General features: G+C 67.6%; 20 protein-coding genes. 9 read left to right on the plus strand and 11 right to left on the minus strand.

Translation table 11 applies throughout. The annotated features are described in order from the left end of the window. Nucleotides 1-91: 91 nt before the first annotated feature. Nucleotides 92-1141, plus strand: a complete 1050-nt coding sequence (locus ACFCV3_RS09630) for a LacI family DNA-binding transcriptional regulator (protein WP_376028066.1) — start codon at nucleotides 92-94, stop codon at nucleotides 1139-1141. On the opposite strand, the gene ACFCV3_RS09635 is transcribed toward ACFCV3_RS09630, so the two are convergent. The 3 genes from ACFCV3_RS09635 to snpA form a co-directional block, all read right to left on the minus strand. Further along, complete coding sequence (locus ACFCV3_RS09635) at nucleotides 1138-2919, minus strand: exo-alpha-sialidase (RefSeq protein WP_376028069.1); 1782 nt, start codon at nucleotides 2917-2919, stop codon at nucleotides 1138-1140. The genes ACFCV3_RS09630 and ACFCV3_RS09635 overlap by 4 nt on opposite strands. Nucleotides 2920-2952: 33 nt before the next feature. Further along, complete coding sequence (locus tag ACFCV3_RS09640) at nucleotides 2953-3468, minus strand: hypothetical protein (RefSeq protein ID WP_376028071.1); 516 nt, start codon at nucleotides 3466-3468, stop codon at nucleotides 2953-2955. Nucleotides 3469-3557: 89 nt separating this feature from the next. Continuing rightward, a complete protein-coding gene (gene snpA / locus ACFCV3_RS09645; RefSeq protein WP_376028074.1) occupies nucleotides 3558-4205 on the minus strand; it encodes a snapalysin in 648 nt (215 codons plus the stop codon). A gap of 223 nt (nucleotides 4206-4428) precedes the next feature. Between snpA and ACFCV3_RS09650 the strand changes: the two genes are divergently transcribed. Next, the gene (locus ACFCV3_RS09650) at nucleotides 4429-4908 is read left to right on the plus strand and encodes a hypothetical protein (RefSeq protein WP_376028077.1); all 480 of its coding nucleotides are present in this window, start codon (nucleotides 4429-4431) and stop codon (nucleotides 4906-4908) included. Here ACFCV3_RS09650 and soxR read toward each other — a convergent pair whose 3' ends face one another. Further along, the gene (gene soxR, locus ACFCV3_RS09655; RefSeq protein ID WP_132410572.1) at nucleotides 4909-5382 is read right to left on the minus strand and encodes a redox-sensitive transcriptional activator SoxR; all 474 of its coding nucleotides are present in this window, start codon (nucleotides 5380-5382) and stop codon (nucleotides 4909-4911) included. 428 nt (nucleotides 5383-5810) lie between these two features. Between soxR and ACFCV3_RS09660 the strand changes: the two genes are divergently transcribed. Next, the gene (locus ACFCV3_RS09660) at nucleotides 5811-7955 is read left to right on the plus strand and encodes a DEAD/DEAH box helicase (protein ID WP_376028080.1); all 2145 of its coding nucleotides are present in this window, start codon (nucleotides 5811-5813) and stop codon (nucleotides 7953-7955) included. Nucleotides 7956-8001: 46 nt separating this feature from the next. On the opposite strand, the gene ACFCV3_RS09665 is transcribed toward ACFCV3_RS09660, so the two are convergent. Next, nucleotides 8002-9090, minus strand: coding sequence for an aminotransferase class V-fold PLP-dependent enzyme (locus ACFCV3_RS09665; RefSeq protein ID WP_376028083.1), 1089 nt, complete (start codon nucleotides 9088-9090; stop codon nucleotides 8002-8004). A gap of 137 nt (nucleotides 9091-9227) precedes the next feature. Here ACFCV3_RS09665 and ACFCV3_RS09670 point away from each other — a divergent pair, with 137 nt between their 5' ends. From ACFCV3_RS09670 to ACFCV3_RS09685, 4 genes are read left to right on the plus strand one after another with little or no spacing between them, the layout of a single operon-like run. Next, nucleotides 9228-12392 carry a penicillin acylase family protein gene (locus tag ACFCV3_RS09670; protein WP_376028086.1) on the plus strand — a complete coding sequence of 1055 codons (3165 nt, stop codon included), beginning with the start codon at nucleotides 9228-9230 and terminating at the stop codon, nucleotides 12390-12392. A gap of 15 nt (nucleotides 12393-12407) precedes the next feature. Then, complete coding sequence (locus tag ACFCV3_RS09675) at nucleotides 12408-13007, plus strand: YbjQ family protein (RefSeq protein ID WP_376028088.1); 600 nt, start codon at nucleotides 12408-12410, stop codon at nucleotides 13005-13007. Next, entirely contained in the window at nucleotides 12997-14361 is a 1365-nt protein-coding gene (locus ACFCV3_RS09680; RefSeq protein ID WP_376028089.1) for a GH1 family beta-glucosidase, read from the plus strand. Before ACFCV3_RS09675 ends, ACFCV3_RS09680 begins: the two co-directional genes overlap by 11 nt. Then, entirely contained in the window at nucleotides 14358-15581 is a 1224-nt protein-coding gene (locus tag ACFCV3_RS09685; protein WP_376028092.1) for an MFS transporter, read from the plus strand. The genes ACFCV3_RS09680 and ACFCV3_RS09685 overlap by 4 nt, the downstream gene beginning before the upstream one ends. Here ACFCV3_RS09685 and ACFCV3_RS09690 read toward each other — a convergent pair. The 6 genes from ACFCV3_RS09690 to ACFCV3_RS09715 form a co-directional block, all read right to left on the minus strand. Then, nucleotides 15570-16847 carry a winged helix-turn-helix domain-containing protein gene (locus tag ACFCV3_RS09690; protein ID WP_376028093.1) on the minus strand — a complete coding sequence of 426 codons (1278 nt, stop codon included), beginning with the start codon at nucleotides 16845-16847 and terminating at the stop codon, nucleotides 15570-15572. The two genes, ACFCV3_RS09685 and ACFCV3_RS09690, sit on opposite strands and share 12 nt — an antisense overlap. Nucleotides 16848-16865: 18 nt before the next feature. Next, nucleotides 16866-17438, minus strand: a complete 573-nt coding sequence (locus tag ACFCV3_RS09695) for a hypothetical protein (RefSeq protein WP_376028095.1) — start codon at nucleotides 17436-17438, stop codon at nucleotides 16866-16868. Nucleotides 17439-17627: 189 nt separating this feature from the next. Beyond that, nucleotides 17628-18080: an EVE domain-containing protein gene (locus ACFCV3_RS09700; protein WP_376028097.1), complete on the minus strand. Its 453-nt coding sequence runs from the start codon at nucleotides 18078-18080 to the stop codon at nucleotides 17628-17630. A 4-nt stretch (nucleotides 18081-18084) separates the two neighbouring features. Next, on the minus strand, nucleotides 18085-19587 hold the full coding sequence (locus ACFCV3_RS09705) for a tripartite tricarboxylate transporter permease (protein ID WP_376028099.1): 1503 nt from the start codon (nucleotides 19585-19587) through the stop codon (nucleotides 18085-18087). After that, entirely contained in the window at nucleotides 19587-20102 is a 516-nt protein-coding gene (locus ACFCV3_RS09710; RefSeq protein ID WP_376028102.1) for a tripartite tricarboxylate transporter TctB family protein, read from the minus strand. The genes ACFCV3_RS09705 and ACFCV3_RS09710 overlap by 1 nt, the downstream gene beginning before the upstream one ends. Next, nucleotides 20099-21103, minus strand: coding sequence for a Bug family tripartite tricarboxylate transporter substrate binding protein (locus ACFCV3_RS09715; RefSeq protein ID WP_376028104.1), 1005 nt, complete (start codon nucleotides 21101-21103; stop codon nucleotides 20099-20101). The genes ACFCV3_RS09710 and ACFCV3_RS09715 overlap by 4 nt, the downstream gene beginning before the upstream one ends. A gap of 159 nt (nucleotides 21104-21262) precedes the next feature. Here ACFCV3_RS09715 and ACFCV3_RS09720 point away from each other — a divergent pair, with 159 nt between their 5' ends. Further along, nucleotides 21263-22927, plus strand: coding sequence for an ATP-binding protein (locus tag ACFCV3_RS09720; RefSeq protein WP_376028106.1), 1665 nt, complete (start codon nucleotides 21263-21265; stop codon nucleotides 22925-22927). Beyond that, nucleotides 22924-23586 carry a response regulator gene (locus tag ACFCV3_RS09725; RefSeq protein ID WP_376028108.1) on the plus strand — a complete coding sequence of 221 codons (663 nt, stop codon included), beginning with the start codon at nucleotides 22924-22926 and terminating at the stop codon, nucleotides 23584-23586. The genes ACFCV3_RS09720 and ACFCV3_RS09725 overlap by 4 nt, the downstream gene beginning before the upstream one ends. The last annotated feature ends 4 nt before the right edge of the window (nucleotides 23587-23590 follow it).

The following is a 23590-nucleotide window of genomic DNA, read 5'->3' on the forward strand; positions in this document are numbered from 1 at the left end:
AGGGTGCCAGGGTGTGACCTGTCCATTCTGTTCACGTACTGGACACATGTGCGCAGTCTCAGTCTGCAAGTTCTTGCAACTTCTTGCTGCAATGTCAGGGACAGGTGGGTATGGTTCCGCCGTGACTACAAGGGCACGGCTGGCGGATATCGCGGCCAAGGCGGGGGTCAGTGAGGCGACGGTCTCGCGGGTGCTGAACGGCAAACCGGGGGTCGCGGAGGACACCAAACAGTCGGTCCTGACCGCCCTCGACGTACTGGGCTTCGAGCGGCCGACCCGGTTGCGGCGCCGTTCGGCCGGGCTGATCGGGCTGGTGATGCCGGAGCTGATCAACCCGATCTTCCCGGCGTTCGCCCAGGTCATCGAGTCGGCGCTGTCGCAGCGCGGCTTCACCCCGGTGCTCTGCACGCAGTCCCCGTCCGGCGCGACGGAGGAGGAGTACGTCGAGATGCTGCTCGAGCGCGGTGTCTCGGGGATCATCTTCGTCTCCGGGCTGCACGCGGATACCGGCGCCGACCACGAGCGCTACCAGTCGCTGGTCGAGCGCCGGCTGCCGGTGGTCTTCGTGAACGGCTGGCTGCCCGAGGTCCAGGCGCCCTTCGTCTCCTCCGACGACAACGCGGCGATGGAGCTCGCGGTCGCGCATTTGGTTGCCCTCGGCCACCGTCGGATCGGCTTCGCCTCCGGGCCGGAGCGGTTCATCGTCGTCCAGCGCAAACTGGCCGGCTACCGCACCTCGATGAAGGCCCAGCTCGGCGTCACCGACGAGGACCTGGATCCGTTCGTCTCGCTGAGCATGTTCGGTGTCGAAGGTGGTCAGGCCGCCGCCCAGCCGCTCCTCGATGCCGGCGTGAGCGCCATCGTCTGCGGCTCGGACATGATGGCGCTCGGCGTCATCCGTGCGGCCCGTCAACGCGGTCTCGCCGTACCGGCCGACTTGTCGGTCGTCGGGTACGACGATGCCCCGATGATGGAGTTCACCGATCCGCCGATGACGACCATCCGCCAGCCCGTCCAGTCGATGGCGCTGGCCGCCGTACAGTCCCTGCTCGAAGAAGTCCGCGGTCATGCCACGCCGAAAACCGAGTTCCTGTTCCGCCCCGAGCTCGTCGTCCGCAACACCACCGGCCCGGCTCGCTAGAACGGGTAGCGGAGCCGGAGGTCGGGGATCGTCGTGGCGTTGGTGGCGTAGAGCGACGTGATCTCGGCGGCGGTGAGAGCACGGCTGTAGAGGCGGACGTCGTCGAGCGAACCGCGCAGGTTCTGAGCACCGTCTAGACGCTGACCCAGGTGGATCTGGAACGGCCGCTTCGGACTGAGCGAACCCAGTACGGCGGTGCTGGTCGCGACCGTGCTGCCGTCGACCGCCAGCGTGAAGGTCGAACCTTGGCGCCGGAGGGCGAAGTGGTGCCAGGCACGGTCGTTGTAGGCCTTCGTCGTCGCGAGGGTGACAGCGATCTCGCCGCTCTGTGCAAGAGCACGCAGGCGGTTCTTGGACGGTTCGGCGCGCAACCAGAGCTGCGAATAGACGTCGCCCTGGTTGTAGGCCCACAGCAGCGGCTGATCCGCCGTACTGGCGCCGTAGTTGAACCAGCCGGTCCACGTGAAGTCGCCGCTGCTGACCGCGAGCTTCTCGGCGAACGGGAGCTGGACGTAGTCGGCGGTGCCGTCGAGCGCGACCGCCGTACCGAATCGCCCTGGGGTTGCCGAGGCCCCGCGCAGGAAGCCGTGCAGGTCGTTGCCTGAGGCATCGGGTGTCGTCGGTACGCCGGTGGTGTTGCCATCCGGCAGACCGAGAGCGGACTCGGTGAACGTCGTGAACCAGATGTAGCCGTGCGACCAGTTGGCGGCGCGCTCGTAGGCCAGGCCGACGGTGTTGTCGTCCAGCAACGTCATATCCGTGTACGCCGCCATGCCGCCGTAGATGACGACGCCTGCCCCCGGATCGACCCACTCGGTGCCGCCCTTGTACGTCGACCGGATCGTCAGGTTCTCGCGGGTTGTGCCCGCACGAGTCTCCGTGGCCAGCAGTACGCGGTTGTAGCGGTCGCCCTGATCGGTGGCGCGCAGCTCGAGCGTGGACGCCTGCACAGTCGGTACGGCGAGGCTCTGCTCGGCCGCACCGGCGTGGAACCCTTGGGAGAAGGTCAGTCCGGCATCGCTCGAGACAGCCGAGGCCACGGTCGACGAGGTGTCGGTCCCGTTCTCGTCCCGGGCCAGCGCGAACAGCGAACCGTCAGGCCGCTCAAAGACCGACAACTCCTGCACACGCAGTGCAGGATCGGCCGACTCGTCGTGAGCCCCGAGGGCCCAACTAAGGCCACCGTCATCGCTGTAGACCAGCGCACCACCCTTCCGGTCGCCGATCGTCGTCGTGTAGTGCGTACCGACGACAAGCCGGCCGGCATGTGCACCCCGCCGCAGCTGGATACCGTGCGACGGCCCAGTCGCATAACCCTTCCAGCTCGGCAGCTTCACCTGCCCGGTGATCTCGCGAGGAGCAGTCCAACTCACGCCGTTGTCCTCGCTGTACTGCGACCAGACAGTGTTGTACTCCCGAGTCGTCAGCAACGAGATGCGCCCGGTCCGCGAGTCGACAACAGGCGCCGGATTGTGCGCGGTGACATCAACACCCGCATGCACAACCTTCGGCGCACTCCAGGTCTGACCCCGATCGGTCGACCGAACCATCACGACATCATGCGTCCCCGTATCCCCGCAGCTCGGCTTCCGCGCCTCCGCGAACAACACCAACGCCCCATCAGCCGCAGTCACCAACGCCGGAATCCGGAAACACGTATACCCCGCAGTCCCCGGCGAAAGAACCGCCTTCCCCTCCAACCCCACCCCGTAAGCCGGCGCCGTCAACCCACCCGCCACCACCAGCAGAACCGCAAGCAACACCCCACGAACGCGCATGCACCCAGTCTGCAGGTCGTAGTACGTCCTATGTCAATAAACTTCGCATGCCATTGCCTTGAACTCCGTGAGTGTCCAGACGCGGTTCGGCACCTGGACGTCCTCCTCCGGAACGTCGGTGGGGAGGCTCACCAGTTCGCCCGGTTTCAGCTTCGCCAGCTCGTCCTGGCTGAACTCGAGGTGCGAAGCCGACCAGCTGTTGTCATTGGTCCAGCCGTAGATCGTGTAGCGCTTCGCCGGGTCGCGCGGTTTCAGCCGGCCGTCCAGCTGCCAGCCGTTCCCGCCGTCCTTCAGGCTGAACTGCGAGAAACCCGAGACGGCGGGATCGGCGACCCAGCGGCCGAATGTCTCGTCGTTCGGCGCCTGGCCCTCCGGTACGTCCGGATCCGGTAGATAGAGCGTGGCGCCGTCGATATGCCCCTCGCACATCTGCACGACCGCCGTACCGTCGGCGAGCATTCCGAAGACGCCGCCGCCAGGCACCCCACAGCTTGTCAACGTGCCCATCCCCATGGTCACCACGAGCGAGATCCCCACCCACCTCCGCATGTTGCCAGGGTATGGGCGCCTCGTGGGCAAAGGAACTCCGGCTCGGCCTGCCCCCTGCCGGGTAGGTCGAGCCGGAGGAACGGGGTGGGTCAGCTGGTTTTGCCGTTGGCCCAGAGTTGGTTGACTTTGCTGCGCTCGGTGGCGTCCGGGGTTGCGTTGGTGCAGGAGGGGCCGGGGCCGCCGCCGGACATCAGTTCCGAGCAGGGGCCGGAGTAGTGGTCCGGCAGGCCGAGGACGTGGCCGGTCTCGTGGGCGGTGATGCGGGTGGAGTCGTACTGCTGGGACTGGGCGTGGTCGATGAAGATGTAGCCGCCGCCGTGGCCGTCGGTGGAGGCGTAGGAACCGCGGGGGTCGTTGCCCTCGGTGTAGTAGAAGTCGTAGTTGCTGCCCTCGACGAGCTGGACGTTGCTGACCGAGGAGTTCCAGATCTGGGTACTGCGGCTGATCTGGCTCGCGAAGGTCGGAGCGTCCACGGCGTAGGTGACCGTGACCGCGTCGAGCTTCTGCCCGGCTTTGGCGGCCTTGGCCTGCTTGGCGAGCGCGGACTTCATGACCGCGTCGTAGAACGCCTTGGTGGCGGCCTCGTCCTGCGGTGACCCCGTGTACGCCGCGCGCGTGGCGGCGGTGGACACGGACGGTGCTGCCGGGGCGGGAGCCGCGGTGGCAACAGCCGGTACGGCGAGTGCGGCGGCGGCGAGCCCCGCGAGACAGGAAGACAGGATGCGGCGATGCGACATGGGAGGGCCTCACTCCGGATCAGTGGCGGAAAGCAACCAGCGGACTACTGGCCGCTACAGCTCGGAGCCTGCCTCGCGCACCGATTTTCTGCACGCTTTCGGGAAGAACTCGGGGGTTAACCCGCGAATCCCGCTCCCGGCTCTATGGCCTGCATAACCGCCTACCTATGACCATGGACCCGATCTGGACCGCCACCGGACCGCCCGTTCCTAAGGTGGGTCCATGCGTTCGGTTGCCAAGGTCTTCGGCATTCTGCTGGCCGTGATTGCCGTCATCGGACTGGCCCTCGGCTCGTTCATGCTCGTCCTTTACGGCTTCGTCGAGCAATACGCCGCGCACTACACCTACGTCGTCGGCTTCAAGAAGCCCGGTGACGGTTGCGGGAACAACAAGCTGTCCGTCAGTCGAGTCACCGGGGAGCCGTTGGTGTGCGGGGTTGTCGGGTCGCCGGGCAGGTTGCCGGGCTTCACCGATGAGCAGAACGCCGAAGTAATCGCGCTGTCCAAGGAGTTGGGCGCGGACGGCTTCCAGCCGGGTGAGCGCGAACAGGTCCAGCAGCGCGTCGACCAGATCGTTGCGTCGCTCCCGCCGGACCGGTTACCGCAGCACCCGTGGTTGTGGGGCTGGAAGCTCGGCGTCATCGGTCTGGCCGGAGCAGCCGTGGTGGCCGGGGTGGTAAAGGTGGCTGTCCGGCGGAGCTGACTATTCGCCGGGGATGCCGACGTTCAGGATGCGAGCGCCGGGGCCGCGTTCGGCCAGGCGGTCGGACTTGTTGTAGAGGTTGCAGCGCTGGAGGCTGAGGCAGCCGCAGCCGATACAGCCGTCCAGGTCGTCGCGGAGCCGCTCGAGCTCGGTGATGCGCTCGTCGAGCCGGCTGCGCCACGTCTTGGACAGGCGGCTCCAGTCCGAACGGGTCGGAGTGCGGTCGTCGGGCAAGGAGTCGAGCGCCTCGCGGATCTCGGCCAACGCCAGGCCGACCCGCTGCGCCGCTTGCACGAACGCGATCCGCCGGAGCGTGCTGCGCTGGTACTGCCGCTGGTTGCCGGCTGTCCGCCGGGACCCGATCAGACCCTGGTCCTCGTAGAACCGCAGTGCCGACGCGGCCACTCCGGACCGATGAGCAATCTCCCCGATGGACAGCCAGTGGTCCTTGCTCGGGACGTTCTCCTCCGCCATACCTTCACCCTAGAACCGGACACCAAGAACTCAAGCTCACTTGAACTACAGTGAACAACCAGTTGGGTTACTGGTCTGGTGATTGGCGTCATGGTCAGAGGTAGGGGCGGATTCCTGTACACTTGTCAGGTGTCGGTGCGCGAGTCGCGTCACCAGAGTTCTTTCCAGGCGCTCCGACCCGTCGGTTTCAGCACCCGCTGAAAGTCCGGCGCCGAGGGTGCAACGCGATAGCACCCGCAGGTCGATGCCTATCTCCTGCCTGTATGTCCAGACCGGTCAGCTACTGCTGATCGGCCTCTGCGTGCGGGCCACTCGGGGTGTCGTCCGCGATTTTCGAGAGAGAGATTGTGACTCAGCACCACCCTGAAGATGCAGCTTCGAAGAAGCCGCGGCACAAGAAATTCCAGAACCAGTCTTTTGGCGAGCGGATGGGTGACACCCCCTCCACTGCGCCGGTAGCTCGTGACGACCGCCCTGAGCGTCGTGGCGGACCTTCGCAGTACTCCGACCGTGGACAGCGCGACGGTGCTCCCCGCGGTGAGGACCGGCGTCCGCCGGCCAAGGGCTACCGCTCCGACCGGAGCACGCAGCCCCGCCGTGACGACCGCCCGTCCTACCCGCGGCGCGACGACAAGCCTGCCTACCAGCAGCGCGACGAGCGTCCGTCGTACCAGAAGCGTGACGACCGCCCGCAGTACGCACGCAACGACAAGCCGGCCTTCCAGTCGCGCGACGAGCGTCCGTCGTACCAGAAGCGGGATGACAAGCCTGCCTACCAGCAGCGCGACGACCGTTCGTCGTACCAGCGCCGCGACGACAAGCCGTCGTACCAGCAGCGTGACGAGCGTCCGTCGTACCAGCGTCGGGACGACAAGCCGTCGTACCAGCGTCGGGATGACAAGCCGTCGTACCAGCGCCGCGACGACAAGCCTGCGTACCAGCAGCGCGACGACCGTCCTGCCTACCAGCAGCGTGACGAGCGTCCGTCGTACCAGAAGCGTGACGACCGGCCGACCTACGCGCAGCGGGACGACCGCTCGCGGGGCGACCGCCCGCAGTACCAGCAGCGCGACGATCGTTCGTCGTACCAGCGTCGGGACGACAAGCCGTCGTACCAGCAGCGTGACGAGCGCCCCTCGTACCAGCGTCGTGAGGACAAGCCCTACGTGAACCGTGAACGACCCAGCTACCAGGACAACCGGAGCCAGGACAACGCACCGGAGGACCTGGGCACCGTTGCCGAGGACAACCAGTTTGCCGCCCTCGGCCTCGCGCCGCGGCTCGTGCAGCGGCTGGCCCGCGACGGCATCTCCGCGCCGTTCCCGATCCAGTCCGCGACCATCCCGGACGCGCTGGCCGGTCGCGACGTGCTCGGCCGCGGCCAGACCGGCTCCGGCAAGACCCTCAGCTTCGGCCTGCCGACGCTGATGCGGTTGGCCGGTGGCCACACCGAGTCGCGCCGCCCGCGCGGGATGATCCTGGTCCCGACCCGCGAGCTCGCGATGCAGGTGCACGACGCGCTCGAGCCGCTCGCCCACGTGATGGGTGTTTCGCTCAAGCTCATCGCGGGTGGCCTGCCCTACCCGAAGCAGATCGAGTCGCTGCGCCGCGGCGTCGACCTGCTGATCGCCACCCCCGGCCGGCTGATCGACCTGTGTGAGCAGGGCGCTGCCGACCTGGGCGCGGTCGAGGTCGCGATCCTCGACGAGGCCGACCACATGTGCGACATGGGCTTCATGCCGGCCGTCACCACGCTGCTCGACCTGACGCCGAAGGACGGCCAGCGGCTGCTCTTCTCGGCGACGCTGGACAACGACGTCGACACGATCGTCAAGACCTACCTGAAGGACCCGGTCACGCACTCGACCGAGTCCGGCCAGGCCACGGTCTCCACGATGGAGCACCACCTGCTCGTCATCGAGCCGGGTCACAAGCAGTCGCTGACGGCCGAGCTGGCCAGCCGCGACGGCCGCACCATCGTCTTCGTTCGCACCAAGCTGGGCGCCGATCGCGTCGCCACCCAGCTGCGCGACCGTGGCGTGATGGCCGCGGCCCTGCACGGTGGCCTGACCCAGGGCGCCCGCAACCGGACGCTGGACCAGTTCAAGGACGGTTCGGTTCCGGTGCTGGTGGCAACGGATGTCGCCGCGCGCGGTATCCACGTCGACGACGTCGGCCTGGTCGTTCAGGCTGACCCGCCCGCCGAGCACAAGGACTACCTGCACCGCGCAGGCCGTACGGCGCGCGCCGGCGGCAAGGGCGCGGTTGTCACCCTGCTCCTGCCGCACCAGCGTCGGGGCATGATCCGGATGGCCGAGACGGCCGGTGTCGAGGCCGAGCCGGTCCGCGCCCGTCCGGGCGACGAGCTGGTCACCGAGCTGACCGGCGGCAAGACGCCGTCCGGCTACCCGGTCCGGCTCCCCGCACCGAAGCCGCAGCGCGGCAGCGGTGGCGGCGGTCGTCGCTTCGGCGGCGGCAGCGGCCCGCGCCGGAGCAACTCTGGCCCGCGCCGGGACAGCAGCGGCCCGCGTCGCGACAGCAACAGCGGCCCGCGCAAGTCGTACCAGCACTGAAACTAGAACGAAGCCCCGGTCTCCTGCAGAGGAGGTCGGGGCTTTGTTATGTCAGCAGCGACCAGAGCCTGGCCAGGATGACGTCGATCTCGTCCTTGGTGAGTGGGACGAGCTCGAGCACCAACTGGTCATCGGCGACCCGGTCGGTCATCACATAGATCGACGGAGAGCCGGCCTCCAATTGAGTGGCGACGTCCTGCGCGTCAGGCACTTTGAGGACCACGCGGGACACCTGCAGACCGGTCGGATCCGGTACGACGGTCGCCGTGACACCGGGAATCCGGGCCGCGGCTTCGGCGAAGGCGGTGACCTTGGCCAGCTCGTCGGCCTCCCACTTCATCCGGTCCAGCGCCTGCCACTCCTCGAGTGCGGCGATGACCCCGATGACGGCCTCTTTGGTCGGCTTCATCCCCCGGCCGATGCCCTTCTCCTGCGCCCGGACGGCCTGCACGAGCGGCCAGGTCCCGGCGATCAGCCCGGCAGTGGGTGACGCGAGGTACTTCTGCCCGCTGATCAGCACCAGGTCGGCACCGGTCGCCAGCAGGTCGGCCACCCGCGGGAACTGGGCAGCCCCGTCGATGATCGCCGGTACGCCGCGGCGGTGGGCGGCGCGGATCGCCGCCACCAGGTCGATCGGCGGACCGCTGGTCAGCCGCGACGATACGAGGACAAGGCAACAAACGTCGGGCCCGTCGAGCTCAGCTTCCAGATCCTCAAGGGTGCAACGGTTCTCGTCCCCGGCCAGATCGACCTGCGCACCCGACAACCGGATGGCCTGCAGGTTGGAGTGGCCGTAGTCGACCACGTGACAGGCCGGCATCACCACCCGGTTGTGCATATCCGTTGCGTCCGGCAACGATGCGATCCGGCGCGGGTCGGACCCGGCCATGGTGGCCGCGACGGCGAGCGTGATCCCGGCCGCGGTGCAGTGCACGACGGCACCCGCCTGGGCGCCGGTCACCTGGGCGATCGTCTCACTCGCCCGGTCACCGAGCTCGGCCATCACGAAGAACTCGGGTAAAGCCTGTGCGACGGCCTCCGCCACCCCGTCGGAACTCCGTGACACCCCCAGCGGGGTGTAGGTGCCCCTGGCGTTGATCACCGCACTCAACCGATAGCGGTCATGAATGCTCATGGTGGTGGACAGAGTAGTGGTCACTGTCCGTACTTGAACAGTGGTCACCCCGGACGAATTGCGGCGCCGGTTCCGAACTCTTGACCTCGAAGCTACTAGTGAGTCATTCTCAGTTTCTTCGACCAAGGGAGGACTCCGTGCCCCGCCCCGCGCCCAGGACCCGCACCCTTCGTACCGCCATCGCAGTGCTCGCCAGTACCGCCGTACTGGCCACATTGCCCGTGCCTACTACTCAGGCCACCCCTCAAGTGACGACCCAGGTAGCTGCGCCGGTGGACTACTGCGCCGCGCAGTGCCGCGACATCCTGCCACCCGGACAGAACGGCAACGCCACCTTCACGGATCTCCTTGCCTTCAAGGCGTTAGGGGTCCGTCCGCCGCATTTCAGCGACACCGTGAAGCCCTATCAGGATCTGGTCTGGAACTCCCAGGGCATCCAGGACGACGGACTCGCGCCGTACTTCGACGATGCCTCGTTCGGAGTGAAGCCGGCCGATGTCGCGAGCACGATCTCGCCACGCTCGGACGTCACGATCGTCCGGGACAAGTCGCGCGGGATCCCGCACATCACCGGCACCACGCGCCTGGGCACGATGTTCGGTGCCGGGTTCGCCGGGGCGCAGGACCGGTTGTTCGTGATGGATGTGTTCCGGCATCTCGGCCGCGGCCAGCTGACGCCGTTCGCCGGTGGTGCGGCAGCGAACCGGGCATTCGAGCAGGAGTTCTGGCGGACCGCGCCGTACACGGAAGCCGACCTGCAGCGCCAGTACGACAGCGCCGACGAGCTGTACGGCGCCGACGGCGTGAAGATGCAGCAGGACATCCAGGCCTGGGTCGACGGGGTCAACCACTACATCAACACGATCGGCATCGCGTACCCCGGTGAATACGTGGCGCTCGGTCTGGACTGGCCGACGCAGCCGTGGAAGGTGACCGACGTGGTCGCCACCGCGGCCGTGGTGGCCGGCATCTTCGGCACCGGCGGTGGGTCCGAAGTGAACTCCGCCCTTGCCCTGCTGGAAGCCCAGGCGAAGTACGGCGTTGCCCAGGGCACCAAAGTCTGGGAGTCGTTCCGCTCGCAGAACGACCCGGAAGCCAGTACGACGGTCCACAACGGTACGTCGTTCCCCTACGGAACCACCGGTCCGAACCCGGCCGGCCGGGCGATGCCCGATCGTGGCTCGGTCACTCCGGAGCCCGAGGTCATCAACGAGACCGTCAACAAGACGGCCACCGCCAAGCCCGCGCCCAAGGGTTCCGAAAGCCTCAAGGGCATCTTCGACGGCGGTGTCTTCCCCGAGGGTTACGGCAAGAAGGCGATGTCGAACGCGCTGCTGGTCTCCGGTGCACACACCGAGAGCGGCAACCCGGTCGCGATCTACGGCCCGCAGACCGGCTACTTCGCACCGCAACTCCTGCTGCGCCAAGAGCTTCAGGGTCCTGGCATCAGTACCCGCGGGATCGCGTTCTCCGGCCTCAACTTCTACACGCTGATCGGCCGCGGTCCGGACTACTCGTGGAGCGCGACCTCCGCCGGTCAGGACATCACCGACACGTTCGCGGTACCGCTCTGTGAGCCGAACGGGGGTACGCCGACGAAGAATTCGGCGTACTACGTCTTCCGGGGCGAGTGCACTCCGATCGAGCGGCTCGAGCGGAACAACGCGTGGTACTCGAGCCTGGGGTCGTCGGAACCGGCCGGCTCGTACACGTTGGTTGCCCTGCGCACCAAGTTCGGCCTCGTCACGCACCGCGGCACAGTGGGCGGCAAGCCGGTGCTGTTCACGAAGAACCGGTCGACGTACGGCAACGACGCGGGATCCGCGCTCGGCTTCATGCTGTTCAACGACCCGGAGAAGATGAAGTCCGCGACCGACTTCAAGAAGGCCGCGGAGAAGATCGGCTACACCTTCAACTGGTTCTACACCGACAAGTCGTCGATCGCGTACTACAACTCCGGTGACAACCCGGTCCGCGCGGCGGGCGCCGATCCGAACCTGCCGACCTGGAGCACCTACGAGTGGCAGGGCTGGAACTCGTCCACCAACCGCGCGACGTACACGCCACCGGCCGAGCATCCGCAGGTCGTCAACCAGGACTACCTGACCAGCTGGAACAACAAGCAGGCGCCGGGGTTCTCGGCCTCCGACGGTCAATGGGGCTACAACGGTCTGTACCGGGACCAGCCGCTCGACGATCGGATCAAGGCAGTGATCGGCAGCGGGCAGAAGTTCACCCGCGGCAAGCTGGTCGAGGTGATGGAGGGCGCGGCTACGGTCGACCTGCGCGCCGACTACGTGCTGCCGTACCTGCTCCGGGTGCTGAAGAGCGCACCGATCGCCGACCCGGCGGTGGCGGACGCGGTCGCCAAGCTGACCGCCTGGAAGAACGCCGGCAGCCACCGCAAGTCGCCGAACGCGTCGTCCAAGACCTACGACCATGCCGAGGCGATCCGGATTCTTGATGCCTGGTGGCCGATCCTGGTCCCCGCGCAGTTCAAGGAGCTGGGACCCGACCTGTACGGCGCTCTGGTCAAGAACCTGAAGATCGACGAGCGGCCGAGTGCCCAGGGATCGGCGTTCCAGAGCGGCTGGTGGGGTTTCGTCCAGCGTGACCTCCGCAAGGTGCTCGGTGACCCGGTCAAGGCAGCTCAGCCGGTCACGTTCTGCGGCAGCGGTGCCCTCGCCGCCTGCCGGTCGGTTCTCACCGATTCGTTGCTGGCCGCAACCAAGGTGCCGGCGGCGACGACGTACCCGGCGACTGCGGACTGTCCGGCGGGCGACCAGTTCTGCGCCGACCAGATCGCGCACAACTCGATGGGCGGGATCACCCAGGACCGGATCGCGTGGGTCAACCGGCCGACGTACCAGCAGGTGATCGAGTTCCCGGCGCGTCGTGGGGACAACGTGAGCAACGTTGCCCAGGGCAAGACGGTGACGGCGAGCAGCCATGAGACGGGCTGGTACAACTCGCCGCCGGCGAATGCGGTGGACGGGAATCTCGGGACCCGGTGGGCCAGCGACTGGTCGGATCCGCAGTGGCTGTCGGTCGACCTCGGCAGTACGCAGCAGGTCGGCCGGGTGGTGCTGAACTGGGAGTCGGCGTACGCGAGGAGCTACCGGGTCGAGGTGTCCACGGACGGGTCGGCCTGGCGGCAGGTGTATGCGACGACGACCGGGAATGGCGGGGAGGATGTGGTCCGGTTCCCGGTCACGCAGGCGCGATTTGTCCGGGTTACCGGGGCCCAGCGGGCGACGTCGTACGGGTATTCGTTGTATGAGCTCCAGGTGTTTCGGCAGTGATGTCAGGATGAGTGCATGACGCAGAACTATCCTCCGAACCCGAACCAGCCCTTCCCTCCGCCGCAGCAGGGCGGCGGTTACCAGCAGGGACCCCCGCCCGGCTACCAGCCGCCGCCGCCGGGGTACCAGCAGGGGCCGCCGCCGCAGGGGTACGGGCAGCCGGGTCCGGGGTACGGGCAGGCGCCGGGCAACTACCCGCCGGCCCAGCAGAACGCTCCGCACGTCGCGCCGCAGGGCTCGCCGTACCCGGTGCTGGTCTCGACCATGAACGACCTGCCCGGGTACGTCGCGGACAAGGTGTTCGGCGAGGTCTTCGGGCTGACCGTGCGGAGCCGCGACTTCGGCTCGAACTTCACCGCCAGCTTCCGGTCGCTGGGTGGCGGTGAAGTTCCGGAGTACACCCAGATGCTGGCCGAGTCGCGGCACGTCGCCGTGATGCGGATGTGCCAGATGGCGCAGCAGATGGGCGCCAACGCGATCCTCGCGATGCGGTTCGACTGCACCGAGATCGCGCAGACCATGAGCGAGGTCGCGGCCTACGGCACGGCGGTGGTCGTGCACAAGGTCGAGCCGGCCGCCAAGCCCGACGACGAGGATGATATGAGTGACAGCTGATCTCTTTTTCCCGCCCGGATTCCGCTGGGGTGTCTCCACCTCGGCGTACCAGATCGAAGGGGCCGTGGCCGAGGGTGGCCGCGGTCCTTCGACCTGGGACACGTTCTGCGCCGAGCCCGGCAAGGTCCTGAACGGCGAGACCGGGGCGGTCGCCTGCGACCACTACCACCGGTACGCCGAGGATGTCGCGCTGATGCGTGAGCTCGGGATCGACACCTACCGGTTCTCGTTCTCCTGGCCGCGGATCCAGCCGGACGGGACCGGACCGGGGAACGCGGCCGGCCTGGACTTCTACGACCGGCTGATCGACACGCTGCTCGGTGCGGGGATCAACCCCGCGCCGACGCTGTACCACTGGGACACCCCGCAGCCGCTCGAGGACGCCGGCGGCTGGCTGTCGCGTGACATCACCGAGCGGTTCGCCGACTATGCGTCGGTGCTGGCCGGGCGGTTCGCGGACCGGGTGCCGATGTGGATCACGATCAACGAGCCGATGGTGCTCACGCTGATGGGCTACTCGCTCGGCGCACATGCCCCGGGCAAGGAGCTGATGTTCGACGCGCTCCCGGTCGCGCATCACCAGCTGCTGGCGCACGGTCGCGCCGTACAGGCTTTGCGGGCGGGTGGCGGGCTCAACATCGGGATCGCCAGCAACCATGCGCCGACCTGGGCGGCCAGTGACAGCGCCGAAGATGTCGAGGCCGCTGGGCTGTACGACAACCTGATCAACTGGTTGTTCGCCGATCCGGTGCTGCTCGGGAAGTACCCGGCCGGCTACGAGGCCGCGATGCCAGGGCCGGTCGAGGACGACCTGAAGGTGATCTCGACACCGGTCGACTGGTTCGGGATCAACCACTACGCGCCGGTCTCGGTCGGCGCGGCGACCGGGCAGGCGGATGTCGGCGCGACCGACGGGATCCCGCTGCCGCCGGGGCTGCCGTTCGAGCCGCGGGCGCTGGAGGGGTACGAGCGGACCGACTTCGGCTGGCCGATCGTGCCGGACGCGTTCGGTGAGATCCTGCGGACCTTCAAGGATCGGTACGGCGATGGCCTGCCACCGATCTACATCACCGAGAACGGGTGCGCGATCAACGACGTACCGGTCGACGGTGTGGTCGACGACCAGCGGCGGATCGCTTACCTGGACGGGTATCTGCGGTCGTTGCGGTCGGCAATCGATGACGGGGTCGACGTCCGCGGCTACTTCCAGTGGTCGCTGATGGACAACTTCGAGTGGGCGGCCGGGTACTCACAGCGGTTCGGGCTCGTACACGTCGACTTCGCAACGCTCGAGCGGACGCCCAAGGCGTCGTACCACTGGTTGCACGACGTGATCGCGCAGAATCGCGAATGACGGCTCTCACCGAGCCCACTGAGCGGGTTCGGGCCGGGTGGACCGCCGCTGTCGTGCTCGCGAACGTCGGGGTGTTCGCGGCCTGGTTCGGTCCGATCCAGGTGCTGCTCGCCAAGCAGTCGGAAGCAGTTGCGCCAGGCAACAAAGAGTTTGTCTTCGGGCTGGTGACCGGAGTCGGTGCGGCGGTCTCGGTGATCGCGACACCGATCTTCGGTGCGGTCTCGGATCGCACCACGTCGCGCTTCGGTCGCCGGGTCCCGTGGACGCTCGGCGGTGCGATCGGAGGTGCGGCCGGGCTGCTGGTGCTGGCCGGTGCTCGGGGCATCGCGCTGATGCTGGTCGGCTGGTGCCTCGTGCAGTTGTTCGGCAACGCCGTACTGGCCGCACAGACCGCGACCGTGCCCGACCGGGTGCCGGTCGACCAGCGCGGGCTCGTCGGCGGCTGGGTCGCGATCGCCCAGGTGCTCGGCGCGCTGGTCGGGACCGCGCTCGTGACGATTGCCGGCGGCATCGGTCTCGGGTACGTCGCCTGTGCGGCCTTCCTCGCGCTCTCCGTCGTACCGTACGTGCTGCGCGCGCACGACACCCCGCTCGCCGTGCAGCCACCGCCGTTCGTGCTGCGCGAGTTCCTGCGCGGCTTCTGGGTCAGCCCGCGGCGCTATCCGGACTTCGGCTGGGCCTGGCTGACGCGCTTCCTGTTCAACGTGGGGAACTCGCTCGGCCTGCTCTACCTGTTCTTCTACCTGCAGGATGAGGTCGGCGTCGCCGACGCCACCACCGCCGTACTGATCCTCACCGCGATCTACAGCGTCTGTGTCCTCACCACCGCCATCGCCTTCGGCGGCTGGTCGGACCGCATCGGCCGACGCAAGATCTTCGTCATCGGCTCCGGCCTGGTGATGGCACTCGCCGGCATCATCCTCGCCGTCTGGCCCACCTGGCCCGGCGCCATCCTCGGCGCAATCGTCCTGGGCATCGGCTTCGGCGTCTATCTCTCAGTCGACTTCGCCCTCATCACCGAAGTCCTCCCCAACGCCAAGGACCGAGCCAAAGACCTGGGCGTCATCAACATCGCCAACTCCCTGCCCCAGGTGATCGCCCCGCTGATCGCAGCCCCGATCGTCAAACACCTCGGCGGCTACCCGGTCCTCTACCTGCTCTCCGCAGTCGTCACCGCCCTGGCCGGCGTACTGGTGAGCAAGGTCCGCTCAGTCCGCTGACGCCAGAGAACGGCCGAGGGGGCTGGTGGCGGTGATGCGGAGGTTGGTGAGGCCCAGCCAGCCGGCCATCAACCGGAGCTCGGCGAGCAGCGGCTCGGCGAGGTCCGGGGCGCCGGGCTCGGGGGTGATGGTGGGGACGACGAGGGTGGAGGTGGATCGGTCGGCCTTGAGGTCGATGCGCGCGACCAGGTTGTCGCCGAGCAGGAACGGGAGCACGTAGTACCCGTGGATGCGATCGGCTGCTGGGGTATAGATGCTGATCCGGTAGAAGAAGTCGAAATACTGGTGGGTGCGGTCGCGGTTCCAGATCAGGGGATCGAACGGCGACAGCAGGGCGCGGGCGTCGACCGGACGATCCACGGTCTCGTGCCAGCGGTAGCTCTGCTTGGGGATGCCCTCGACTTTTACCGGGATGAGTTCACCGGTTTCGACCAGCTCCGTGACGATCCGGCGGGCGGTGGCTGTTGGCAGCTTGTAGTGTCCGCGCGCGCCGCAGAGGTCGGCAGCGGTGCCGATGCCGATCCCGCGGGCGGCGATCTTGACGAGCTCCCGTTGGGGATCATCAGGCTCCGGCGCAGCCAGTACGGCGGCCGGTAGCACCCGCTCGGTGAGGTCGTAGAGCCGTTCGAAGTTCCGCCGGCCGGCGATGCTCACCAGACCGGCGCAAAACAGGTACTCGACCGCGATCTTGGCGTCCTGCCAGTTCCACATCGAACCCGTGGTCGGGTCGGGATCGGGGTCGCTGCGCTTCCGGCGTACATCGTCCGGACTGATCTGCCCGGCCGTCAGCGGTCCCTGCTCGGTGATCGTCGCCAGCACCCGTTCGACGAACCCGGGCCGCTCGGCCCGCAACCGTCGCATCCCGACCACCACCGACCAGGGCGCGGTGATCTCCGGCGCGAGCTCGGTATCCCAGTCCTGCTGCCTGGCGGCCTGCATGCGGTGCTTCAGCAGCGGGAAGTACTCCACCGGCAGCAACGCCGCCTTGTGTGCCCAGAAGAACTCGAACAGCTCCGCCTTCGGCCCCCAGCTCAACTGATCCAGCCGGTCCCGCGAATAGTTGCCCAACCGCGAGAACAGCGGCAGGTAGTGCGCCCGCGTCAACACATTCACCGCATCGACCTGCAGCACCCCGGCGTCCCCGATCGCCGACCGCATCCGCCGTACGTCGATGCGACCTACCGGCCGCCCGCCCGCGAACCCCTGCGCCCCCAGCGCGATCCGTCGAGCCGCGGCGACCGGTACGTCGTCCCCGATCAGCTTCATGACCTGAAGCTATCGCCCTCAACCGACAAGCGTGACCGTCTGTGTCGCCTTGGTCAGCACCTGGTCGAGGGTCGCCTGGTCCTGCAACCGCCCACCCACGGTCAGCTCGAGGTACGCCCGGTTGCCGCCGTCGAGCGTGTCGGCGTACCGGGTGGTGACCACGCGCTGCCCGCGGGCGCCGTCGCGGTAGGTGTACTTCACGTCGTAGAACACAACCTTCTTGGCGTTCCACGGAACCGTCGAAAGCGCGACCCCGTGGGACTGCGACAGAATCTTCAGCCCCGGCACCTTCTTCAGCGCAGCAGTCTTCCGCGCAACCTGAGCCTTCGGGCTCACCTTCGAGTAGATCCCGTCCACCCGCAGCATCTCGTTCGACCCATGCGTGAACTTCGCCTCGAACCGGTCGATCTGCGTGAACTTCCACCCCTTCGGCGCCTGCAACGCCACGTTGCAGTGGTCCTTCGAGGTCCCCCAGCACTTGTACCCGTAGCTAGGCGCCGCCGCACTACTGGCCCCCGCCCCCGCAACCACAGCAGCAACCCCCGCCGCCAAGGCCCCAGCCAGCATCCGCCCAACCACGCTCTTCTTCATCACAAGTCCCTCCCTCACGCGGCCCCAGTTGGCCTGACGCGATCTGAGACGCACCTTCCAACGCTTCGGTTGGCCCCACTTTCCACCGAGACCAGATCGTGCCCAATGGTGCACGAACGACAGGAGGTGTCGGTGGAATCGACGCCCCGCGCGACCGGCTCAGGCGGGCGCGCGGGTATGCGTACCTGTCTACGTCCTGTCCTTCGTGCTTGTGGTCATGGCCTGTTGGAGGGTGGCGAAGTCTGCGCGGGTGAGGGGGACCAGGCCTCGGCGTAGTTGGTAGCCCCAGTTCGGTTGGGTGGTGAGGTCGAGATTGGCGGTGATGTGGGTAAGGGGGAGTGGGGTGACTTCTTGGAAGGTGATGGTTCGGCGCCAGGGGGCGATGGTGCCGCGGGAGCCCATGGACATGGGGGCGGCTTGGTAGGGGGTGTCGTCGGCGACGATGCCTAGGGCGGTGAAGGCTCGGAGTGGGGTTTTGGTGCCGTACTGGTCGGTGGGGGAGTAGATGACGAAGCCGTCGCCTCGGTGCAGGCGGGCTACGCCGGGGCGTCTGCCGTGGTTGAGCTGGACGAAGCCGCCTGCCACTGCGCGGTGGGTGTGTTCGGCCGAGACGACTGCCAGCCAGGCCCTTTCGATGATCATGGCGTCAGTTTGAGGCTGAATGGGTGACACGTTTGGTCATGTATTTCGAGATCAGCGGCCAGCCCAGGAGGACGAGGAGAACGGCGTAGATGACGTAGGAGACCGGGCCGCCGATGAGGCCGTGGAGTTCGCCGTTCGACAGCTGCAGGGACATCCGGGCCTGGCGTTCGGCGATGGGGCCGAGGATGACGCCGATGATCAGGGGGAGGACCGGCAGGCCGAAGCGGCGCATGGCGAAGCCGAGGAGGCCCAGCAACAGAAGCAGTAGAAGGTCCAGCGGTTGGGCGTTGACGGCGTAGGCGCCCATTGAGGCGAAGAAGATGATGCCTGCGTAGAGGTAGGGGCGGGGGATCTGCAGGAGCTTCGCCCATGCCGGCGCCAGGGGCAGGTTGAGGAGGAGCAGCATCAGGTTGCCGATGAACAGGCTGGCGATCAGTGCCCAGACCAGTCGCGACTCGCGCTCGAACAGCAACGGGCCCGGCTGAATCCCGTACGACGTGAACGCGGCGAGCATCACCGCGGCAGTCGCATTGGTCGGCAACCCAAGTGCCAGCATCGGCACCAGCGTCCCGGCCGCGGATGCGTTGTTGGCCGCCTCCGGTCCCGCGACACCCTCGATCGCCCCGTGCCCGAACTCCTCCGGATGCTTCGACAATCTCTTCTCGGTCGCATATGACAGGAACGTCGGAATCTCCGCCCCACCAGCAGGCAACGCCCCGATCGGGAACCCGAACGCCGTCCCCCGCAACCAAGGCTTCCACGACCGCCGCCAGTCCGACCGGCCCATCCACGGCCGACCGACCGGGATCACGGTCCCCGGCGTACGACGCAAGTGCGCAGCCACCCACAACGCCTCGCCGACCGCGAAGATGCCAACGGCAACCACCACCACATCGATGCCATCGGCAAGCTGTGGGATACCGAACGTCAGCCGCTCCTGCCCGGTCACCTTGTCGATCCCGACCAGCCCGATCACCAGCCCGAGCAGCAACGCCGCGAACCCGCGGATCCGCGACGACCCCAGCACCGACGTCGCCCCGGCGAACGCCAGCAGCATGATCGCAAAGTAGTCCGGTGCACCCAGACTGATCGCAAACTTCACCACCTGCGGCGCGACCAGCGCGAGCAGCAGCGTCCCGATCGTCCCGGCCACGAATGACCCGATCGCCGCGGTCGCCAGCGCCTGCGCGGCTCGACCACTCCGGGCCATCTTGTTGCCCTCGATCGCCGTCACCACCGACGCCGACTCACCCGGTGTATTCAGCAGGATCGAAGTCGTCGAACCGCCATACATCCCGCCGTAGAAGATCCCGGCGAACAGGATGAACGCCTGCACCGGCTCCAACCCATAGGTGATCGGCAGCAACAGCGCGACCGTCATCGCCGGCCCGATCCCTGGCAGTACGCCGACCGCCGTACCGACCGTCACGCCGAGCAGCGCAAGCAGCAGGTTCAGAGGCGTCAGCACATCGCCGAACCCGGCGAGCAGATTCGAGAGGTTACCCATCACAGGATCCCTTGCAGTACGCCGGCCGGCAGGTTCACGCCGAGCCCGATCGCGAACAGGTAGAACGTGGCCAACGACAACGCAACCGCGATCAGCAGGTTCCGCAGATAATGCCGACTACCGAGCGCGTACGCCGAACCCCAGAACAGCACCGCTCCGCTGATCACCCAGCCGGCCGGTTCGATCAGGACCAGGTTCACCACGAACGCCGCAATCAGCAGGAGCACGGTCTTCCAGTCCACCGCGGAGGTCGGATCGACATCCTCACCGCCCTCCGCCTCACCGGTACCGCCCCGCGCGACGTCGACGGCGTACAGGACCGCGATCACCAGCAGCAGTACGCCGAGCACGATGGGTACCGGCTTCGGCCCGATCGGATCGTTGCTGTTGGCAATGTGCTGGATCCCCAGCGCGTCGACGATCACCAGGCCGCCGACCAGCGCCAGGAACCCACAGACGCCGTACTGCGCTTTGTCCCGTCGAGCCTCGATCGGAGGAGTCTCGACCACCGTCATGCCGCCAGGCCCAGCTTGGTCAGGACGTCGGCAACCGCCTTGTCCTGCTCGGTCAGGAAGGTGCCGAACGCGTCACCGGCAACGAACGCATCCGTCCAGCCGTGCTTGGTCAGCTCGGCCTTCCACTCCGCTGAGTCGTGCATGCGGGTCAGCGCATCGATCCAGACCTGCTTGTCCGCGGCACTGATCTCCGGCGGCGCGACGATCCCGCGCCAGTTGGTGAAGACCAGGTCGATCCCGGATCCCTTGAGCGTCGGCACGTCCTTCAACGCCGCGACCGGCTGCTCGCTGGTCACCGCGAGGACCCGAACCTGACCGCTCTCCACCTGATCCAGGAACTCACCGAATCCGCTGGCCCCGAAGGCGATCTTGCTGCCCAGCAAGGCAGGGAGCAGTTCGCCGCCGCCGTCGTACGAGATGTAGTTGACCTGCTTGGGATCGATCCCGACCGCCTGCGCGAGCTGCATCGGCAGCAGGTGATCGGGTCCGCCGGGTGACGATCCGCCGCCGACCGCGAGCCCCTTCGGGTTCGCCTTCCAGGCCGCGACCAGGTCACCGATCGTCTGGTACGGCGAGTTCTTCGGGACCACGATCGCCCCGGCCTCCTCGATCAGCTTGGCCAGCGGAGTCGTCTGGGCCAGCGTCGCCTTCGACTTCGACGTGTACGTCGCTCCGACTACGCCGAGCCCCATCTGCAGCGCGAGCTTCCCGTTGCCCTTCTCGTTCACGGTCCGCTGCAGACCGACCGTCCCGCCCGCGCCGGGCAGGTTGAACACCTGGGTCCCGGACGCGATCTTCGCGTCGTCCATCACCTTGGCCGCGACCCGAGCCGTCGTGTCGTAACCACCACCCGCCGTATTCGGCACCATCAACCGCAACCCACTCACCGGCTTCCCACCCCCAGGCGCCGCCGAGTCCTTCTTCTCCGCCGTGGCCCCACAACCCGCCGTACCCACCAGCGCGGCCACAGTTGCCGCCGCCACCCAAACCTTCGACCTCATCAGGACTCCAATCACACAGGGGATCTGTTCGAGATGGTGCTGGCTGGGGCGGTACGGCGTCTGTGTTGTGGTTGCAGCGGTGGTTGAGTTCATTGTGGTCACGACTCGATCGGGGCTGAAGGGTGGCTTTCGATGGGTTCCAGCGGTGATCATGCGGCCGTGGCGTTGCGAATCGGGAAGCGGCCGACTCTGGCCGGCCAGCTGCTGGTCCTGCAGCTGGCGATCGTGGTGGTGGTGCTGGTGGCCGTCGCCGCGGTTTCGCTTGCCCAGTCGGCGGCGACCTTCAACCGGGTCGAGGGGCGGCGGGTGACCGCGCTGGCCGAGCAGTTGGCCGGGAGCCAGACGCTGCGGTTCGGGATCCGGCACCCCGCGCCGGCCGAGGTACTGGCGCCGCTGCTGCAGACCACGCTGACCCAGTCGGGCGTTACCTCGATCACCGTGGCGGATGTGGACGGCCGCATTATCGGTGCCACCAACCCAACCGCCATCGGCGACGAGATGACGATGGGTGATCCACGGGTCGCAGAAGGTCGCGGTTGGTCCGGTGAGCTGCGGGTCGACGAGGAGCAGGAGCTGGTCTCCCAGGTGCCGGTGCTGAGTCAGGGCACCGACGCGAACAACAGGCCGGACGGTTCGCTCGGGGCCCGGATCGGCACGGTGATGGTGGGCGAACGCTCGCCGTCCGTACTCGAACGGTTGCGCGGGGCATCGTCGTACCTGGCGATCTATCTCGGAATCGCCTGCCTGCTCGGGCTTCTCGGCTCGTGGCTGCTCGCCCGCCGGATCAAGCGCCAGACGCTCGGCCTCGAACCGCGCGAGATCGTCGGCCTGGCCGAACACCGCGAGGCCATGCTCTACGGGCTCGCCGAGGGAGTCGTTGCCCTCGACCCCCATTTGCGCGTCACTCTGGTCAACGACGTTGGGCGTCGGCTCCTGGACCTGCCGACTGACGCGGTCGGCCGGAGCCTCAAAGAGCTGGGCATCGAGGGTCGCCTGCGCGAGGTACTGGCCGGCGAGCACGACGGCGATGCCGCGCGCGACGCAGTCGTCGTACGGCGGGGTCGGGTGCTGGTGATGAACCGGATGAATGTCGCCAAGGACGGCCGATCGCTCGGCTCGGTCACCACGTTGCGCGACCGGACCGAGCTGGCCCAGCTGGAGCGCGAGCTCGGCTCGTTCCGCAGTTCGACCGAGCTGCTGCGCGCGCAGACCCACGAGTTCGCCAACCAGCTGCACACGATCTCCGGCCTGATCCAGATCGGGGAGTACGACGAGGTCGTCTCGTACGTCGGCGCCCTGAACCGCTACCGCGAATCGCTCGACCTGACCGTCACCAGGCGGGTCCACGACACCGCGGTCGCCGCCCTGCTGATGGCGAAGTCCTCAGTCGCAGCCGAACGCCGTGTCGAGCTCCGCGTCTCTGAACGCACCACCCTGCAACGACTCGCACCGGAGCTGTCCGCGGATATCGCCACCGTCGTCGGCAACCTGGTCGACAACGCGGTCGATGCCGCGGCCCAGTCCGGTACGCCGCTGTCGCCTGCCTGGGTCGAGGTCGAACTGCGGCAGGACGCGACCAGTATCGAGATCGAGGTCCGCGACTCCGGGCCAGGTGTCGCACCAGAACTGGCGCAGGAGGTCTTCGCCCACGGCTTCACCACCAAGGCCGCGGCTGAGGGGGAGCGTGGGATCGGGTTGGCGATGATCCGCCTGATCTGCCGGCGCCGCGGTGGCGAGGTCGCGGTCACCAACCTGGACGACGGCGGTGCCGCGTTCGTCGCCCGGATGTCTGTCCAACCACTGCCTTCGGAGGCCGCGCGATGATCACAGTGCTGGTGGTCGACGACGACTTCATGGTGGCCCGGATCCACCGCGGGTTCGTGGACCGCGTGGACGGTTTCGAGGTCGTCGGTACGGCGAACTCCGGCGAGCAGGCGTTGGCCGCGATCCGCGAACTCCGGCCGGATCTCGTGCTGCTCGACCTCTATCTCCCGGACACGTTCGGAATCGATCTGATCGCCCAGCTCCGGTCCGCACAACCTGACTGCGACATCCTCGTGATCACTGCCGCCCGCGAAGCGGACGCCGTACGGGGTGCTGTGCGCCAGGGGGTCGTCAACTACCTGCTGAAACCCTTCGGTTTCGAGGATCTGCGAGCGCGGTTGCAGCAGTACGCGCGGCAGCGGGCCAGCGTGCCCGAGCAGGTGACCAGCCAGGCCGATGTCGACCGTGTACTCACGCCGACCAGGCCGACCGCGAACCGCCTGCCCAAGGGGCTCAGCCAGGAGACCGCCGACCTCGTCTCCACCGCGCTGAAGGCTGCCGACAGCCTGAGTGCGGCCGAGTGTGCCGAACAGGTCGGGCTGTCCCGCGTCAGCGCCCGCCGCTACCTCGAGTACTTCTGCACGCGCGGCCAGGCAGTCGTTGCCCTCCGCTACGGCACGACAGGCCGCCCGGAACGCAGGTATCGCTGGCACACATAGCATG

This window comes from Kribbella sp. NPDC056345 (genome assembly GCF_042262745.1).
GTDB lineage: Bacteria > Actinomycetota > Actinomycetes > Propionibacteriales > Kribbellaceae > Kribbella.